This window comes from Leclercia sp. M50, assembly GCF_037150775.1.
Lineage (GTDB): Bacteria > Pseudomonadota > Gammaproteobacteria > Enterobacterales > Enterobacteriaceae > Enterobacter.
Genome location: NZ_JBBCPK010000015.1, coordinates 1 through 16,893, shown reverse-complemented (window position 1 = coordinate 16,893; position 16,893 = coordinate 1). Strand labels below are relative to the sequence as shown.

Genomic DNA, 16,893 nt, shown 5'->3' with positions numbered 1-16,893 from the left:
TGAAAAATCGTTCCGGCCAGATAGCCGGACGAGTCAGAAGTCGTTTCACAGGAGAAGAAAGGCGGTGAACGCTCACTCATGTTACATGCAGGATCGTGGCTGACCCTGAGAAAAGCATCCTTTCTTCACCTTCGGTCGTAAGACGCGGGGAGTGTACCATTTCTGCCAATCAGGCGGCAGCGATAACGCAGCGGCGGGTGCTAAAATGCGACCGATTACGCAAAGTTCTCAATGCCAGCACGGCCAATCCAGGTTATAAGGAAAACTATTTTGTAAACCGACGCGCTGACGCTTGCGAAAAAATGCAGTGGTGCTAATGTGAGCGCTCCTAATGCAGATTAATCTGATTTCGGGTCTCTTTTGCCGTCCTGGCAAGTTGGTTAGGTTTTATCAAGGAACATGTAGTATGCGTAAAATCGCATTGTTCATTGCGATGCTTCTTATTCCGTGCGTTTCGTTTGCCGGGCTGCTCAGCAGCAACAGCTCAACAACGCCGATTAGCAAAGAATACAAACAGCAGTTGATGGGCTCTCCGGTCTATATCCAGATCTATAAGGAAGAGCGCACGTTAGACCTGTTCGTGAAGATGGGTGAGACGTATCAGCTGCTCGACAGCTATAAAATCTGCAACTACTCCGGTGGCCTTGGCCCGAAACAGCGTCAGGGTGATTTCAAAAGCCCGGAGGGGTTCTACAGCGTTCAGCGTAACCAGCTAAAACCTGACAGTCGCTTCTATAAAGCGATCAACATTGGTTTCCCCAATGCCTTTGACCGTGCGCACGGCTATGACGGTAAATATCTGATGATTCATGGTGCCTGTGTGTCAGTGGGTTGCTACGCCATGACCGACAGCGGTATTGATGAGATCTTCCAGTTCGTCACCGGCGCGTTGGTCTTTGGCCAGTCTGCGGTGCAGGTCAGCATCTATCCGTTCCGCATGACCGATGCCAATATGCAGCGTCACAAGAGCTCATACTACGCCGATTTCTGGAAACAGCTGAAGCCGGGTTATGACTACTTCCAGCAGACGCACAAGCCGCCGACCGTTTCGGTGGTGGATGGACGTTACGTGGTCAGCAAGCCGCTGAGCCACGAAGTCGTCCAGCCACAGCTGGCGTCAAACTATGCGCTCCCCCAGACAAAATAAGATCCACTCGCCTGGCATGATTCTTTGCCAGGCTTCATTGCCCGTCAGCGGCTGAGTGGCGATCACCGTGACCACATCGTTGGGTGTGGTTTCGGTCTGAAAATCGATTTCCACATCCTGATCCAGCAGTTTTGCCACGCCGAACGGCGCCCGCCGGGTGATCCAGAACAGGTTCGTCGAGCAGAACGCCATCACATACCGCCCGTCCGACAGCAGCATATTAAAGACCCCTTTCTCCCGCAGCTCCGTCGCCAGCGAGGCCACGTATTTAAAGACCGCGGTCATGTTGCCCGGCGTGCGCGGGTAGCGTTCAGTCAGCTTATGCAGCAGCCAGCAAAAAGCCTTTTCGCTGTCGGTTTCACCCACCGGGCGGAAGTTGCCCGTCTCAAGCGACTTATAGCCGCTAAGCTGGCCGTTATGGGCGTAAGTCCAGTTGCGTCCCCATAGCTCGCGGGTAAAGGGGTGGGTATTTTCCAGCGCCACTTCACCGCGGTTGGCCTGGCGAATATGCGCCACCACCGAGCAGGATTTAATGGGGTAGTCCTGCACCAGTTTGGCAATAGGGGAGTTGAAGCTGGGTTGTGGGTCCTTGAACGTGCGACAGCCTTTTCCTTCATAGAAGGTGATACCCCAGCCGTCTTTATGCGGCCCGGTTCCTCCACCGCGCTGCACCAGTCCGGTGAAACTAAAGCAGATATCGGTTGGCACATTGGCGCTCATCCCGAGCAGTTCGCACATATCTCACCTCCACAACAGCGGGGGGCACTCCCCCCCCAGCGAAGTCTTACTTAACCATCTCTTTTTCAATCAGCTGGATCAGGATGTGGATCACTTTGATATGAATTTCCTGAATACGGTCAGCGTAACCGAAGTGAGGCACACGAATTTCGATATCTGCGGTGCCTGCCATTTTGCCGCCATCTTTGCCGGTGAGGGTGATAACTTTCATCCCCTTCTCACGAGCCGCTTCAATGGCTTTGATGACGTTGCCGGAGTTGCCGGAGGTGGAGATCCCCAGCAGGACATCCCCTTCACGCCCTACCGCTTCAACATAGCGGGAGAAGACATAATCGTAACCAAAGTCGTTGCTCACGCAGGAGATGTGGCTGACGTCAGAGATCGCGATCGCCGGGTAGCCCGGACGGTTTTCACGATAACGCCCCGTCAGCTCTTCGGCAAAGTGCATGGCATCACAATGTGAACCACCATTGCCGCAGGAGAGCACTTTACCGCCCGCTTTAAAGCTGTCGGCCAGCAGGACCGCCGCGCGCTGAATAGCGTGGATATTGGCTTCATCTTTCAGAAAGTTGGCCAGCGTTTCCGCCGCTTCGTTCAGTTCGTTACGAATAAGATCCTGGTACATGAGGATAATCCTTCAGTATTGATGAAATAACAGAGCAAGTTTACCGGATAGCGGTAAAAGCGAGAAGCTAAAGCCATGGGAATCGTCGGGCGTTTTGCGTTTTTGTGCCGGGTAAAACCTGAACAATGTGAACCAGGTTGTAATTATTTTGTGAATGCATTGCTAAAAGAAATAACATCCACTACAACCATATCATCACAAGTGGTCAGACCTCCTACAAGACAGGGAGCAATTCTTTATGATGATTTTAAGTATTCTGTTAACCGTTGTTCTGCTCGGGGTGTTGTTCTATCACCGGGTCAGCTTAATGCTGAGCAGTCTTATCTTACTGGCCTGGACCGCTGCCCTTGGCGTGACCGGCATCTGGAACATCTGGGTGCTGGTTCCGCTGGCAATTATCCTGGTGCCGTTCAACGTGCGCTCGATGCGTAAATCCCTGATTTCTGCCCCGGTCTTCCGTGGTTTCCGTAAGGTGATGCCGCCGATGTCGCGTACCGAAAAAGAGGCGATCGACGCGGGCACCACCTGGTGGGAAGGCGAGCTGTTCCAGGGCAACCCTGACTGGAAAAAGCTGCATAACTATCCGCAGCCGCGCCTGACTGCTGAAGAGCAGGCGTTTATTGACGGTCCGGTTGAAGAAGCCTGCCGGATGGCGAACGATTTCCAGATCACCCATGAGATGGCCGATCTGCCGCCGGAGCTGTGGGCATTTTTAAAAGAGCATCGCTTCTTCGCGATGATCATCAAGAAAGAGTACGGCGGGCTGGAGTTCTCTGCGTATGCCCAGGCTCGGGTGCTGCAAAAACTGTCCGGCGTCTCCGGGATCCTGGCGATCACCGTCGGCGTACCTAACTCATTAGGCCCGGGCGAACTGCTGCAACATTACGGTACTGAAGAGCAAAAAAATCACTACCTGCCGCGCCTGGCCCGTGGTCTGGAAATCCCTTGCTTCGCACTCACCAGCCCGGAAGCGGGTTCCGATGCGGGCGCTATCCCGGATACGGGTGTGGTCTGCATGGGCGATTGGCAGGGTGAGCAGGTTCTGGGTATGCGTCTGACCTGGAACAAACGCTACATTACGCTGGCGCCTATCGCCACCGTGCTCGGTCTGGCCTTTAAACTCTCCGACCCGGACAAGCTGTTAGGCGGCGAAGAGGATCTGGGCATCACCTGTGCGCTGATCCCGACCACCACGCCTGGCGTGGAGATTGGTCGTCGCCACTTCCCGCTGAACGTACCGTTCCAGAACGGTCCGACCCGCGGTCAGGATATCTTTGTGCCGATCGATTACATCATCGGCGGCCCGAAAATGGCCGGTCAGGGCTGGCGCATGCTGGTTGAGTGTCTGTCTGTTGGCCGTGGTATTACCCTGCCGTCGAACTCAACCGGCGGTCTGAAATCGGTGGCAATGGGGATTGGCGCTTACGCCCACATCCGCCGTCAGTTCAAAATCTCTATCGGTAAGATGGAAGGGATTGAGGAGCCACTGGCCCGTATCGCAGGTAACGCCTATGTGATGGATGCCGCCGCTTCCTTAATTACCTATGGCATCATGCTGGGTGAAAAACCGGCCGTGCTGTCCGCCATCGTGAAGTACCACTGTACCCACCGTGCCCAACAGTCGATCATCGATGCGATGGATATTGCCGGCGGTAAAGGCATTATGCTGGGTGAAGGTAACTTCCTGGCGCGTGGCTATCAGGGCGCACCGATTGCCATCACCGTTGAAGGGGCGAACATTCTGACCCGCAGCATGATGATCTTCGGTCAGGGGGCAATCCGCTGCCATCCATACGTGCTGGAAGAGATGGCCGCCGCGCAGAACAACGACGTGGATGCCTTCGATAAACTGCTGTTTAAACACATCGGCCATGTCGGTAGCAATAAAATGCGCAGCCTGTGGCTGGGCCTGACCCGCGGCCTGACCAGCGCCACGCCAACCGGCGACGCGACCCGTCGTTACTACCAGCACCTGAACCGTCTGAGTGCCAACCTTGCGCTGCTCTCTGACGTGTCAATGGCGGTGCTGGGCGGTAGCCTGAAACGCCGGGAACGCATCTCCGCCCGACTGGGTGATGTGCTGAGCCAGATCTTCCTCGCCTCGGCGGTACTGAAACGCTATGACGATGAAGGCCGTCATGAAGCGGACCTGCCGCTGGTCCACTGGGGCGTACAGGATGCGCTGTATCAGGCGGAACAGGCCATCGACGATCTGCTGGCCAACTTCCCGAACCGCTTTGTGGCAGGCGCCCTGCGCGTGGTGATCTTCCCGACCGGTCGTCACTATCTGGCCCCGTCCGATAAGCTGGATCATAAAGTGGCGAAGATCCTGCAGGTACCGAGCGCAACCCGCTCCCGTATTGGCCGCGGTCAGTATCTGACCCCAAGCGAGCACAACCCGGTCGGTCTGCTGGAAGAGGCGCTGCTGGATGTGATGGCGGCCGACCCGATTCACCAGAAGATCTGCAAGCAGCTGGGTAAAAACCTGCCCTTCACCCGCCTGAACGAGCTGGCTAAAGAGGCGCTGGCGGGCGGCATCATCACCAAAGATGAAGCGGACCTGCTGATTAAAGCCGAAGAGAGCCGTCTGCGCAGTATTAACGTTGATGATTTTGACGCTGAAGAGCTGGCGACACAGCCGGTAAAGCTGAAAGAGATCGTGCGTAAACCTGAAGCTGCGTAAGCCATTTCAGCCCGCCAAAACCCCGCCTCGTGCGGGGTTTTTTATTGCCACCCGTTTCTCTGTTTGTCGTGCTACAGTGTCAAAATGGGGTTATTCGAGGAGTCTTAACTGTGCCTGGTCTGAAGATTACGCTTTTGCAACAACCGCTGGTGTGGATGGATGGTCCGGCCAACCTGCGCCATTTTGATCGTCAGCTGGAAGGGATCGCCGGACGGGATATTATTATCCTGCCCGAGATGTTCACCACTGGCTTCGCCATGGAGGCGGCTAAGCAGTCCCTGCCGCAGGACGAGCTGGTTGCCTGGATGCAGGCCAGAGCGCAACAAACCCAGGCGTTAATCGCTGGCAGCGCAGCGTTGCAGACCGAACGCGGACCGGTGAACCGTTTTCTGCTGGTGGAGCCCGAGGGCAAGGTGCACTTCTACGATAAGCGCCATCTGTTCCGCATGGCGGACGAGCACCAGCACTATGAAGCGGGTAATGAGCGGGTTGTCTTTGAGTGGCGCGGCTGGCGCATTCTGCCGTTGGTCTGTTACGACCTGCGTTTCCCGGTGTGGTCCCGTAACCGCGATGATTACGACCTGGCGATCTACGTCGCCAATTGGCCGGCGCCCCGCTCTCTCCACTGGCAGGCGCTGCTGACGGCACGTGCGATTGAGAACCAGGCCTATATCGCTGGCTGCAACCGGGTCGGTACTGACGGCAACGGGCATCACTACCGGGGCGACAGCCGGGTGATCAACCCGCAGGGTGAGATTATTGCCACCGCTGAGCCGCATCATGCAACCCGGATTGATGCCGAGCTGTCGCTGACCGCGCTGAGGGAGTACCGGGAGAAGTTTCCTGCCTGGCAGGATGCGGATCCGTTTAGTATTGACTGAAGGGTAAAGCCGCACTGTCCCTGTCCCCTCACCTCACCGGCATAAAGGGACAGGAGCGGTGCGGCTCTGCTGTTTGTTACTTCATCTAATGAAAGGCGTCAGCCTTTTTCTTACAGCATGCGTTGCAGGATTTCGCGCTGTCCCTTGAAGGTATATTTGATTACCGCCGCGACATGCCCAAGCAGAATCAGGCCCAGTAAAATGCAGCTAACGCGATGCACTTTAAAGAAGAATTCATTAACTTCAATCGTGTTAATTGGATGAGTAATCGGCAGCAGCCCAAACAGGCTGTAATCTTTGTGCAGCATCAGGAAGCCGCTGGCCAGCACCAACATAATGGTCAGATAAAACAGCTCATGGATAAAAACCACCATCTGCTTTTTCCGCCCCGCCACCGTTGCCGGATAAGGCACTGAAGGACGAAAGAAGCGCCAGACAAAACGCACCAGCATGATTGGCGTTGCAATGGTGCCAAGCGACATATTCAACACAGAAAAAAAGGTAAACCAACGGGTCCCTTCCAGCGCGTGAAGAATGTAGCCCATGCACATGGCGTAGATAATGACGGCTGCAACCACCCAGTGTAAAAGGCGAGAAAAGCGATCGTAACGTGTGGGAATAACGGAAGAAGTTTGCATATCCTTGTCCTCTAAAACGTAATAACCTGGCGTCCTTTGAAGCCATGCGTCCAGAAATCATTCGCCCTGCCCTGCTTGAATCCTGCGCCGGGTTTAACAATGAAATTCTTCTCCGCAAAATAGGATATTGCCCTGCCCCTTAATAGAAGAACGCAGACCATTTTTAACCTCTTCTTTTTTCCCGTTAACCGGTTGGGCGACTGGAGCGTTGTTGAATTTATTATTTATGCAGGCCGGAAAAAGATAAGGAGGAGTCTATCGTTGCGAATACGCTGAATGAGGATAACGGAACCTGGGCATTTTCAGGCTCAACGGCATAAGCCAGACGGAAGATGTTGCTGGGGGAAGTTGCACAAAAACAGAGATCGAAAAAAGGCCCATGTTATTGCTAACATGGGCCTGAATGTGGCGGAACGGACGGGACTCGAACCCGCGACCCCCTGCGTGACAGGCAGGTATTCTAACCGACTGAACTACCGCTCCGCTGTGTTCCCTTGGGAACGAGGCAGATATTACGGTTTACCCTCGATCCCGTCAATGCTTTTTCTCTGCTTTTGAATCGTTTGCTGCAAAAACGATCCAAACGGTTATTTTACCAGCATTTCAGCGGCTTTTAGCCTCGCCAGAGGCAGCTTCCGCCCTTCTTCTGCACCAGATCCAGACGGGATTCATGCGCCATTAACTCTTCATCACTCGCAAGTATAACGCGCAGCGCGCTGGACTTACGAATAATGCGCTGGATTTCGCTCTCGCCGGACTCTTGCTGCGCCTCGTTATCGGCATTAAACGCCAGGGCGGTCTGGCCGCCCGTCATGATCAGATAAACATCCGCCAGGATCTGGGCATCGAGCAGTGCCCCGTGTAGCGTTCGTTTGCTGTTATCTATTTCATAGCGCGAGCACAATGCATCAAGGCTGTTCCGCTTGCCGGGGAACATCTTCCTTGCCATCGCCAGGCTATCAGTGACCTTGCAGAAGGCGTCTGTTTTCGGCAGGCCGCGGTTGAGCTTGCTGAATTCGTAATCCATAAAGCCGATATCGAACGAGGCGTTATGAATGACAAGCTCGGCGCCTTTAATGTAGTCGATGAATTCATCGGCAACGTCGGCAAAGGTAGGTTTATCGAGCAGAAACTCATCTGCAATACCGTGAACGCCAAAGGCTTCAGGGTCCACCAGCCGGTCTGGCTTCAGGTAAACGTGAAAGTTATTGCCGGTAAGACGGCGGTTGACCACCTCTACCGCACCGATCTCGATGATCTTATGCCCTTCATAGTGAGCACCGATCTGGTTCATACCCGTCGTTTCGGTATCGAGAACGATGATCCTGTCGGCGTTATGTGTGTCTGCAATACTCATTCTGTCAGCCTGTTCTTATTAACGATGACATTGTAATCAACCTGACCTGGCGTTCAAAGGCTAATTCACGCGGACTTTATTTTGCCGTGCCGAGGAAGACCATTTATGTCAGACTTACCGTTTTTATTACAGGATGTCTGCCAGGATGCGTAAACAGGTAGAGATTTACACCGATGGCTCGTGCCTCGGCAATCCGGGCCCAGGGGGTTACGGCGCCATTTTGCGGTATCGACAGCACGAAAAAACTTTCAATGAAGGCTTTCGCCTGACCACCAACAACCGCATGGAGTTGATGGCCGCGATTGTGGCTCTTGAGGCACTGAAAGAGCATTGCGATATTGTGCTGAGTACCGACAGCCAGTATGTACGCCAGGGGATCACCCAGTGGATCCACAACTGGAAAAAACGCGGCTGGAAAACCGCGGACAAAAAACCGGTGAAGAATGTCGATCTCTGGCAACGCCTGGATGCGGCGCTCAGCCAGCATAAAATCCAGTGGGAATGGGTGAAAGGCCACGCCGGACATCCCGAAAACGAACGCTGCGACGAACTGGCGCGCGCTGCTGCGCTCAATCCGCAGCATGACGATGTGGGGTATAAACCGGAAGCCTGATCAGGGCTTTCGGTACTGCCGCGTGGCACCTACAGCGGGGCGCAATTGGGTCTTGGCTTTGCCTGATTTCATCGGATTGAGCGTCAGGGGGATGGTTCTCTTGCGCGCCACAATTAGCTGCATACAGCCCAGCGCCGGAAAATGGGTGCTGAGTAACTTCCCGCCCTGCCGCGTCCAGGGTATCACCTGAAAACCGCTCTGGTGCATCACCTCAAAATTGAGCAGCGAGAGCCAGTCCAGCTGGCGCATCAGCGTGAACATGCGGCTGTTATAGGGTGGCGTGCGACGCAGCACCGGCACCAGCTTTCTCAGCCCCATCAGACTCATCGGGTTAAAGCCGCTAATCACCAGCCAGCCATCATCAATCAAAACCCGATCGGCTTCCCGCAGCAGACGGTGCGGGTCATCGCACCAGGGCAGCGAATGTGCCAACAGGCACGCATCAACGGACTTCTCGGCAAAAGGGAGCTGCAGCGGATTGGCCTTCACCTGAACGGGTTCACCGCCCAGCGAAACATTGACCTGATGCGAGATGGCGCAGCTTTCAGAGTTGATTTCCGCGCTCAGATTGCCAATCTTAAGCAGGTGAAAACCATACATTTTCGCAAACCAGGGCTTAAGCTGTAACTCGAGCGCTTCACGATAGTATTCACCCCAGGGCAACTCCGCCCAGTGTTTCGGTGCGGTAACAATCTGAGGTATCCTTGCCGGTTTCATCAAAACACCCGCCACGCTATGAGAGGTAATGTATGAATCTTAACAGTATTTCTGCTTTTCAGGACAATTACATCTGGGTTTTAAGCAATGATGAGGGTCGTTGCGTGATTGTCGATCCTGGCGAGGCGGAGCCGGTGTTAAACGCCATCGAGCAAAACCAGTGGCAGCCGGAAGCCATTCTGCTCACGCATCATCACCATGACCATGTGGGCGGCGTGGCGGCACTCTGCGCAAAATTTCCGCATCTTGTGGTATACGGTCCTGCTGAGACACAAGATAAGGGGGCTACGCGCGTAGTAAAAGATGGCGAAAAGATCCTCATTCTTACGTTGGAATTTTCTGTAATTGCCACACCGGGTCACACTTCTGGACATATTTCGTACTTTAGCTTCCCTTATCTTTTCTGTGGGGACACAATGTTCTCTGGTGGCTGCGGACGACTCTTCGAAGGCACTCCAGCCCAGATGTACCAGTCCTTCCAGAAAATTAACGCTCTCCCCGACGATACCCTTATTTGTTGCGCACATGAATACACTTTAGCGAATATGAAGTTTGCGATGCACGTTCTGCCTGAGGATAGTGCGATTCAGGATTATTACCGCAAAGTGAATGAGTTACGTGCAAAAAACCAAAAAACACTGCCCGTAATTCTGAAAAATGAACGTAAAATTAATTTATTTCTTAGAACAAATGACATTGATTTAGTTAATAAAATTAAAGAAGAAACAAATATGTTACAACCTGAGGATTGTTTCGCGTGGTTAAGGGCAAAGAAAGATGACTTCTGACAATTGCATGTTGCCTTTTTAACTATTCGTCGTTATCATCGCTCGTCTTTTAAGCAACTATTGACACACACATGAAGGCAAAAGCGATATTACTCGCCTCTGTCCTGCTTGTGGGTTGCCAGTCGTCACAGAACACTGGCAACGTACAACAGCACGCACAGAGCCTTTCTGCAGCTGGTCAAGGGGAAGCAGGGAAGTTCACAAGTCAATCGCGATGGGCAGACGATGGGACGTCCTTCGCACAGGATCAAGACTTGTGGGTCTCTATTGGTGACGAGCTAAAGATGGGAATTCCGGAAAACAGCCGGATTCGCGAACAGAAACAGAAGTATTTAAGCAATAAGAGCTATCTCCACGATGTAACTTTACGGGCAGAGCCGTATATGTACTGGATAGCAGGGCAAGTTAAGAAACGTAACATGCCCATGGAACTGGTACTACTACCCATAGTGGAGAGCGCTTTTGACCCACACGCAACGTCTGGCGCCAAGGCCGCAGGTCTTTGGCAGATCATACCGAGCACAGGGCGCAATTATGGTTTAAAACAGACCCGCAACTACGATGCGCGTCGTGATGTGGTCGCCTCGACGACTGCCGCTCTCGATATGATGCAACGTCTGAACAAGATGTTCGACGGTGACTGGCTGCTGACTGTCGCTGCGTACAACAGCGGTGAGGGTCGTGTACTGAAGGCAATGAAAGCGAATAAAGCACGGGGTAAACCTACCGACTTTTGGTCGCTTCCACTGCCACGGGAAACCAAATTATACGTACCTAAAATGCTGGCTTTGAGTGAAATCTTCAAAAACAGCAAACAGTACGGCGTGCAGCTGCCAACCTCCGACGAAAGTCGTGCGCTGGCGAAAGTGCGTATCAACAACCCTGTTGAACTGAAACAGGTTGCGGATATGGCAGGTATCTCGGTGACCAAACTGAAAGCCTTCAACGCAGGTGTGAAGGGCTCTACGTTAGGTACCAGCGGACCAAAATACGTTCTGGTGCCGCAGAAACACGCTGAACAGTTACGGGTATCGTTAGCGTCGGGTGAGATTGCAGCGGTCCAGTCTACGCTGATTGCGGATAACACACCGTTAAATAGCCGTAGCTATCGGGTACGTACAGGCGATACGCTTTCAGGCATTGCTTCACGTCTTGGCGTGAGCACGAAAGATCTGCAGCAGTGGAACAAGCTGCGTGGCTCTACCCTGAAAGTGGGTCAGAACCTGACGATTGGCGCGGGTAACAGCGCGCAGCGTCTCGCCAATAATAGCGATAGCATTACCTATCGCGTACAAAAAGGCGATTCGCTTTCCAGTATTGCCAAGCGTCACGGCGTAAACATCAAAGATGTGATGCGCTGGAACAGCGATACGGATAATCTGCAGCCTGGCGACCGGATAACGTTGTTTGTAAAAAACAACGCCACACCGGATTCCTGATTTCAGAGACCTGATGTAAAAAGGCACCGATTCCCCTCGGTGCCTTTTTTGTTTATCCCGCCTTTTGGGCTTCAGCCAGGAGGGTATCGCTGGTAAAGGAGCCCTCTTCCTGCAGCTCAAAGTAGGCTTTGACCTCGGCCGAGGCACTATCCTGATACAGCCGGATCGCCTGGCTCAACGTCTCTGGTGTGCGCATACGCGCAATCCACGAAGAAAACTCCAGCCTTAATCTGTCAGTCTGCAGCGATTGTGCAATCAGCCCGGCATCGGTGAACATGGACAACCACTCGCCGCTGGAGTAGTTCCGGACATGCGAGGTATCCCGCAACGCTTCTACCGTCTGTAACCAGATATCACGTACCGGATGACCCGGCGACATGATATCCATGATGATAACCAGCCCACCCGGCTTCAGCACCCGCTTAACTTCGCGCAACGCCTGGCCGACGTCATGCCAGTGGTGCGCCGAGTAGCGGCTGATCACAATATCAAACATTTCATCGTCAAAGGGTAATGATTCTGCATAGCCCTGACGGGTGGCAATATTATTCAGCCCCTTCTCGCTGGCTGCGGCGGCAACCACCTCCAGCATCTGGCTGGATAAGTCATATGCCGTCACCTGAGCCACCTGCTGCGCTGCCACAAAGCTGGCATGACCTGCCCCGCAGCCTAAATCAAGGACGCTGGCTTTCGGAAAATCAGCCAGACGTTCAGCCAGACGCTGCAAATCGCGCCCGGATGCGTGAACCGCGCTGGTGAGGTAGGCCTTAGCCTGAGAGCCAAACTGTTTTTCTACGTTGTCATGATGGGACTGTGTTGTCATTTTGCTGTCCTTCGGTTGATGAAAAATAAAGGGCAGCACCCGTACAGGCCTGCCCCACGGCAGACCTGACGCACCTCTATCTCTCAGGTTTGCCGGGACTGAATTCAACGAGTAGCGGATTGTGATCGGATGCGCGAGTGACCAGCACAGAGGCTTCACTCACGTTCAGACCACGATAGAAGACAAAATCGAGCGGACGACCAAAGGCCTTGCGCCGCTGGTCATCAGTAAAACGTACTTCGCGCAGCGACATCTCACGCGCAAAGCGATAAAGCGCATTCATTCGCGGACGGCTCCAGGCATTAAAATCGCCAGCCATAACCACCGGGCCGCTGTGATGGGCAATCTGATCGCCGATAGGCAGCAGCTGCTTGCTGTAGACATCCACGCCAAGGCTGAAGTTAACCGCGTGGATATTGACCACCATCAGCAGCCGGGTATCCGGCAGCGGATACACGGTGACCAGGGCGGATTTCGCCAGGCGCAGAAGCGGTTCGCGCTCGCGCAGTGGGCAGCAATAGACGGGATGAGCGGCAGAGAGCGTCATCACCCCTGACGGATGCTGGGGTAAGACAAATGCCGGCACCTGGTCAGCAGCGAGATAGTTAGTGGTCGCAAACCTGACCAGTTCAGGTGTGGTTTGCGCCTCCTGCAGCAGCACCAGATGAGCATCTTTACCAAAATTCTGCAGGACGGATAACCATTCGGCGCGTTGCTGTTTAAAGATATTCCATACCAGCACCCGAATTTTTTCGTCGCTGCTTAAAGGCGCACCTGCAGGCAATGCCTGGCCAATGCTCGCAAACGACCCCGGAGGTAAAATTCGCTCCGCTGGCTGTCCGGCAACATAACGCATGGCATAGGTATTTTTTCGCACGGTGTGAAACGACCCCTATCAACTTGAACCCGTCCAGAAACAGGAGCGGGTTCTAATGTTATAGGGTTTTCAGCTCACACTTTCAACGCTATTACTAAGAAACTACTGAGTTACTCAGATTCCGCTGAGCTGTTTTGTCGGTAAGTACTTACATAAAGTTATCCGAGAGTAACGCGCGCGGGCTTATCCAGACGACCACTCAGGCCAATCAACAGAAACGCCACGAGAACAATGACCGCCCCAATCCACGGCGTTTGCGACAGACCAAAATGCTCGACCGTCTGCCCACCAATAATGGAACCCAGGGCGATACCGACATTAAACGCGGCGATATTAAGACCGGAAGCAACATCCACGGCGTTGGGTGTATAGTGTTCGGCTTTCTGCACGACATAGACCTGTAAACCCGGTACGTTGCCGAAGGCGAAGATCCCCATTACCAGTACCGTACCCAGCGCGGCATACTGTATGGAAGCGGTGAACTGGAAGACCAGTAAAAGCACTATCAGGGCAGCAAAGATAATTTTCAGCGCCGGGACTGCGCCATGCTTATCGGCCAGCTTTCCGCCCCAGATATTGCCGATCGCCACCGAAACGCCATAGCCCAGCAGGATCCAGCTTACTGCGCTCGGTGAGAAGCCTGCCAGATCCTGCATCATTGGCGCCAGGAAGGTAAATGCGGTAAACACGCCGCCATAGCCCAGCGCCGTAATGGCATAGATCATCAGTAAACGAGGATGAGTCAGCACTTTCAGCTGATCGCGCAGCGTCGCTGCCGCGCGTCCCGGAATAGTGGACGGGATCAGCACCAGACTGCTAATCAGCGCAATCACGCCCAGCAGAGAGACCGCGAGGAAGGTTTCACGCCAGCCAAAATGTTGCCCAATAAAGGTGCCCAGCGGTACACCCGTCACCAGGGCTACGGTTAAACCGCCAAACATAATGGCAATAGCAGAGGCCGCTTTCTCTTTCGGCACCAGGCTCGTCGCAATTGTCGAGCCGATGGAGAAGAAGACGCCATGAGCCAGCCCCGTCAGCAGGCGGGCTATGACCAGGGTTGTATAATCAGGTGCCTGCCAGGCAAGGATATTGCCTGCGGTAAACAGCACCATCAACGCCATTAGCAGCTGTTTACGCGGCAGACGGCCTGTGAGTGCGGTCAGTACCGGTGCGCCGATAGCCACACCGAGGGCATAGATAGAGACCAGTAAACCCGCCGAAGGCAGCGAGATGGCAAGTTGGTCAGCAATCGTAGGAACCAGACCTACAATAACAAATTCAGTCGTGCCGATTGCAAAGGCACTGATCGTCAGGGCAAGTAGCGCCAGAGGCATAAATAACTCCGTCTCATCAGGATTAAGATGACACGGAGTATGCGCCAGTGTTTAAATAACAAAAATGCTCAAAGTATCAATACAATTTTGCGGATTAAGCAACAATGAAAGCAACGTCTGAGGAGCTGGCGATATTTGTCGCCGTCGTTGAGAGCGGCAGTTTTAGCCGTGCCGCAGAACAGCTGGGACAGGCTAATTCAGCCGTCAGCCGCTCGGTGAAAAAGCTGGAGATGAAGCTGGGCGTCAGCCTGCTTAACCGGACGACCCGGCAACTGAGCCTGACCGAAGAAGGCGAACGCTATTTTCGCCGCGTGCAGTCTATTCTGCAGGAGATGGCCGCCGCAGAAACAGAGATCATGGAGACGCGCAGCACGCCACGCGGGCTTCTGCGTATCGATGCGGCGACGCCCGTGGTGCTGCATTTCCTGATGCCTTTAATTAAACCTTTCCGCGAACGTTATCCGGAAATGACGCTCTCTCTGGTTTCTTCAGAAACGTTTATCAACCTGATTGAGCGCAAGGTGGATGTGGCGATCCGCGCGGGGACGCTGACCGATTCCAGCCTGCGGGCACGCCCTCTGTTCACCAGTTATCGCAAAATCATCGCCTCCCCGGCCTATATTGCCCGTTTCGGCAAGCCTGAGACGATAGAGGAACTGAAGCAGCATCTCTGCCTGGGCTTTACGGAGCCGGTATCCCTTAATACATGGCCTCTCGCCTGCCATGATGGCCAGCTGCATGAAGTGGTTTGCGGTTTATCATCCAACAGCGGCGAGACGCTCAAACAGTTATGCCTTGAAGGAAATGGGATTGCCTGCCTGTCGGATTATATGATTGATAAAGAGATTGCGCGGGGGGAGTTAGTCGAGCTGATGGCAGACAAGCGCCTGCCGGTAGAGATGCCCTTCAGTGCGGTTTATTACAGTGACAGAGCGGTAAGCACCCGCATCCGGGCCTTTATTGATTTTCTGAGCGAGCATGTAAAGCAGCTCCCGAAGGAGCTGTGAGAGGGTTCAGGGTACAGAGGGCGGGCTAGATTAGTCCCACTTCGGCGCCAGACCTTCCGGGCTAACCAGACGATCGTTGCAGTCGAGTGCCGCGATCGCTTTTTTATCATCCAGATCCAGCTTCAGATCCTGTGCCAGCAGATTGCTCGCCAGGTTTTCACGTTTGGTTGAAGACGGGATCACTGCATAACCTTCGCCCATCGCCCATGCCAGGATAACCTGTGCTGCGGTGGCATTATGCCTGGTAGCAATGCGCAGAATGGTTTCGTCTTTCAGAGCCTTACCGTAAGCCAGCGTCATGTAAGAAGTGATATGGATGCCATGCTGCTTCGCCCACTCCACCACCTGCCGGTTTTGCAGATAAGGGGATAGTTCGATCTGATTGGTGGCGATATTTTCTGCGCCAACTGCGGCAATTGCCCTTTCCATCAACGGGATAGTAAAGTTGGAGATACCAATTTCGCGCGTCAGTCCCTGCGTTTTAGCTTCCAGCAAAGCCTGCATGAATTCTTCAACGGACACCGCATCGTTCGGCGATGGCCAGTGGATCAGGGTCAGATCCACATAATCGGTGCGCAGCTTTTTCAGGCTCTCTTTCAGGCTTGGGATTAATTTCTCTTTGCTGAGGTTCTCAATCCAGATCTTGGTGGTAATAAAAAGTTCGTTACGCGGTACGCCGCTCTCTGCGATCGCCTGACCCACAGCGGCTTCGTTGTCGTAGATTTGGGCGGTATCAATCGTGCGATAACCCAGTTCGAGGGCAGTTTTAACGGATGCGATAACAACGTCGTCTTTCAGGCGGAAAGTGCCAAGACCGAATGCAGGGATAGACATGAAATTCCTCTTTTCTTCATCATGTTTGTTAATAAAGAGGATTATCTCTGGCGGGGATATGTGAAAAAAGATCGTATTAAGCAGAGGATTTTTGCGTTTACAGCAATAATCAAACAGCAGGCAAGAAAAAAGCCCTGAGCGTGAGCTCAGGGCTTCTTAATAAGTGGCGGAACGGACGGGACTCGAACCCGCGACCCCCTGCGTGACAGGCAGGTATTCTAACCGACTGAACTACCGCTCCACCGTATTTTTTGTAATTACCAGATATGGTTCTGGTTTATTACGTAATTTGATGCCTGGCAGTTCCCTACTCTCGCATGGGGAGACCCCACACTACCATCGGCGCTACGGCGTTTCACTTCTGAGTTCGGCATGGGGTCAGGTGGGACCAC

The 16,893-nt window shown here is 53.6% G+C and carries 16 protein-coding genes, 2 tRNA genes and 1 rRNA gene; 7 read left to right on the top strand and 12 right to left on the bottom strand.

What is annotated here, in order from left to right; translation table 11 throughout:
* Positions 1–406: 406 nt before the first annotated feature.
* Entirely contained in the window at positions 407–1,147 is a 741-nt protein-coding gene (gene dpaA / locus WFM46_RS05655) for a peptidoglycan meso-diaminopimelic acid protein amidase (protein WP_103178375.1), read from the top strand.
* Here the strand turns inward: dpaA and WFM46_RS05650 are convergent.
* Together WFM46_RS05650 and lpcA are read right to left on the bottom strand one after the other, a co-directional pair.
* Positions 1,118–1,885: a class II glutamine amidotransferase gene (locus tag WFM46_RS05650; RefSeq protein WP_336997221.1), complete on the bottom strand. Its 768-nt coding sequence runs from the start codon at positions 1,883–1,885 to the stop codon at positions 1,118–1,120. The genes dpaA and WFM46_RS05650 overlap by 30 nt on opposite strands.
* 46 nt (positions 1,886–1,931) lie before the next feature.
* Entirely contained in the window at positions 1,932–2,510 is a 579-nt protein-coding gene (gene lpcA, locus WFM46_RS05645; protein WP_103178373.1) for a D-sedoheptulose 7-phosphate isomerase, read from the bottom strand.
* A gap of 238 nt (positions 2,511–2,748) precedes the next feature.
* Between lpcA and fadE the strand changes: the two genes are divergently transcribed.
* Both fadE and WFM46_RS05635 read left to right on the top strand, forming a co-directional pair.
* Positions 2,749–5,193 carry an acyl-CoA dehydrogenase FadE gene (fadE, locus tag WFM46_RS05640; RefSeq protein WP_156653949.1) on the top strand — a complete coding sequence of 815 codons (2,445 nt, stop codon included), beginning with the start codon at positions 2,749–2,751 and terminating at the stop codon, positions 5,191–5,193.
* 110 nt (positions 5,194–5,303) lie between these two features.
* Complete coding sequence (locus WFM46_RS05635; protein ID WP_103178371.1) at positions 5,304–6,074, top strand: amidohydrolase; 771 nt, start codon at positions 5,304–5,306, stop codon at positions 6,072–6,074.
* 110 nt (positions 6,075–6,184) lie between these two features.
* On the opposite strand, the gene WFM46_RS05630 is transcribed toward WFM46_RS05635, so the two are convergent.
* The 3 genes from WFM46_RS05630 to dnaQ all read right to left on the bottom strand — a co-directional run bounded on the left by WFM46_RS05630 (position 6,185) and on the right by dnaQ (position 8,069).
* Positions 6,185–6,712, bottom strand: coding sequence for a cytochrome b (locus WFM46_RS05630; protein WP_156653948.1), 528 nt, complete (start codon positions 6,710–6,712; stop codon positions 6,185–6,187).
* 406 nt (positions 6,713–7,118) lie between these two features.
* Positions 7,119–7,195: transfer RNA gene (locus tag WFM46_RS05625), tRNA-Asp, on the bottom strand.
* Between the two features lie 130 nt (positions 7,196–7,325).
* Positions 7,326–8,069, bottom strand: a complete 744-nt coding sequence (gene dnaQ / locus WFM46_RS05620) for a DNA polymerase III subunit epsilon (RefSeq protein ID WP_156653947.1) — start codon at positions 8,067–8,069, stop codon at positions 7,326–7,328.
* Positions 8,070–8,214: 145 nt separating this feature from the next.
* On the opposite strand from dnaQ, the gene rnhA reads away from it, so the two are divergent.
* Positions 8,215–8,682: a ribonuclease HI gene (rnhA, locus tag WFM46_RS05615; RefSeq protein WP_103178368.1), complete on the top strand. Its 468-nt coding sequence runs from the start codon at positions 8,215–8,217 to the stop codon at positions 8,680–8,682.
* Here rnhA and WFM46_RS05610 read toward each other — a convergent pair whose 3' ends face one another.
* A complete protein-coding gene (locus WFM46_RS05610; protein WP_336997220.1) occupies positions 8,683–9,399 on the bottom strand; it encodes a class I SAM-dependent methyltransferase in 717 nt (238 codons plus the stop codon).
* 32 nt (positions 9,400–9,431) lie between these two features.
* On the opposite strand from WFM46_RS05610, the gene gloB reads away from it, so the two are divergent.
* Both gloB and mltD read left to right on the top strand, forming a co-directional pair.
* A complete protein-coding gene (gene gloB / locus WFM46_RS05605; protein ID WP_159339671.1) occupies positions 9,432–10,187 on the top strand; it encodes a hydroxyacylglutathione hydrolase in 756 nt (251 codons plus the stop codon).
* 71 nt (positions 10,188–10,258) lie between these two features.
* A complete protein-coding gene (mltD, locus tag WFM46_RS05600) occupies positions 10,259–11,626 on the top strand; it encodes a murein transglycosylase D (protein ID WP_103178365.1) in 1,368 nt (455 codons plus the stop codon).
* A gap of 52 nt (positions 11,627–11,678) precedes the next feature.
* Here the strand turns inward: mltD and WFM46_RS05595 are convergent, their stop codons facing one another.
* From WFM46_RS05595 to WFM46_RS05585, 3 genes are all read right to left on the bottom strand, one after another.
* Positions 11,679–12,449 carry a class I SAM-dependent methyltransferase gene (locus WFM46_RS05595; protein WP_156653944.1) on the bottom strand — a complete coding sequence of 257 codons (771 nt, stop codon included), beginning with the start codon at positions 12,447–12,449 and terminating at the stop codon, positions 11,679–11,681.
* Positions 12,450–12,525: 76 nt separating this feature from the next.
* A complete protein-coding gene (locus WFM46_RS05590) occupies positions 12,526–13,326 on the bottom strand; it encodes an endonuclease/exonuclease/phosphatase family protein (protein ID WP_039032074.1) in 801 nt (266 codons plus the stop codon).
* 158 nt (positions 13,327–13,484) lie between these two features.
* Positions 13,485–14,660 (bottom strand): MFS transporter, encoded by a 1,176-nt coding sequence (locus WFM46_RS05585; protein WP_336997219.1) that lies wholly within the window; start codon positions 14,658–14,660, stop codon positions 13,485–13,487.
* Between the two features lie 104 nt (positions 14,661–14,764).
* Here WFM46_RS05585 and yafC point away from each other — a divergent pair, with 104 nt between their 5' ends.
* Positions 14,765–15,667: a DNA-binding transcriptional regulator YafC gene (gene yafC, locus WFM46_RS05580; protein ID WP_156653942.1), complete on the top strand. Its 903-nt coding sequence runs from the start codon at positions 14,765–14,767 to the stop codon at positions 15,665–15,667.
* A 30-nt stretch (positions 15,668–15,697) separates the two neighbouring features.
* On the opposite strand, the gene dkgB is transcribed toward yafC, so the two are convergent.
* The 3 genes from dkgB to rrf all read right to left on the bottom strand — a co-directional run.
* Positions 15,698–16,501 carry a 2,5-didehydrogluconate reductase DkgB gene (gene dkgB / locus WFM46_RS05575; RefSeq protein WP_180210841.1) on the bottom strand — a complete coding sequence of 268 codons (804 nt, stop codon included), beginning with the start codon at positions 16,499–16,501 and terminating at the stop codon, positions 15,698–15,700.
* A gap of 164 nt (positions 16,502–16,665) precedes the next feature.
* A tRNA-Asp gene (locus WFM46_RS05570) sits at positions 16,666–16,742 on the bottom strand.
* A gap of 53 nt (positions 16,743–16,795) precedes the next feature.
* Positions 16,796–16,893 (bottom strand): 5S ribosomal RNA (gene rrf / locus WFM46_RS05565); the annotation flags it as partial.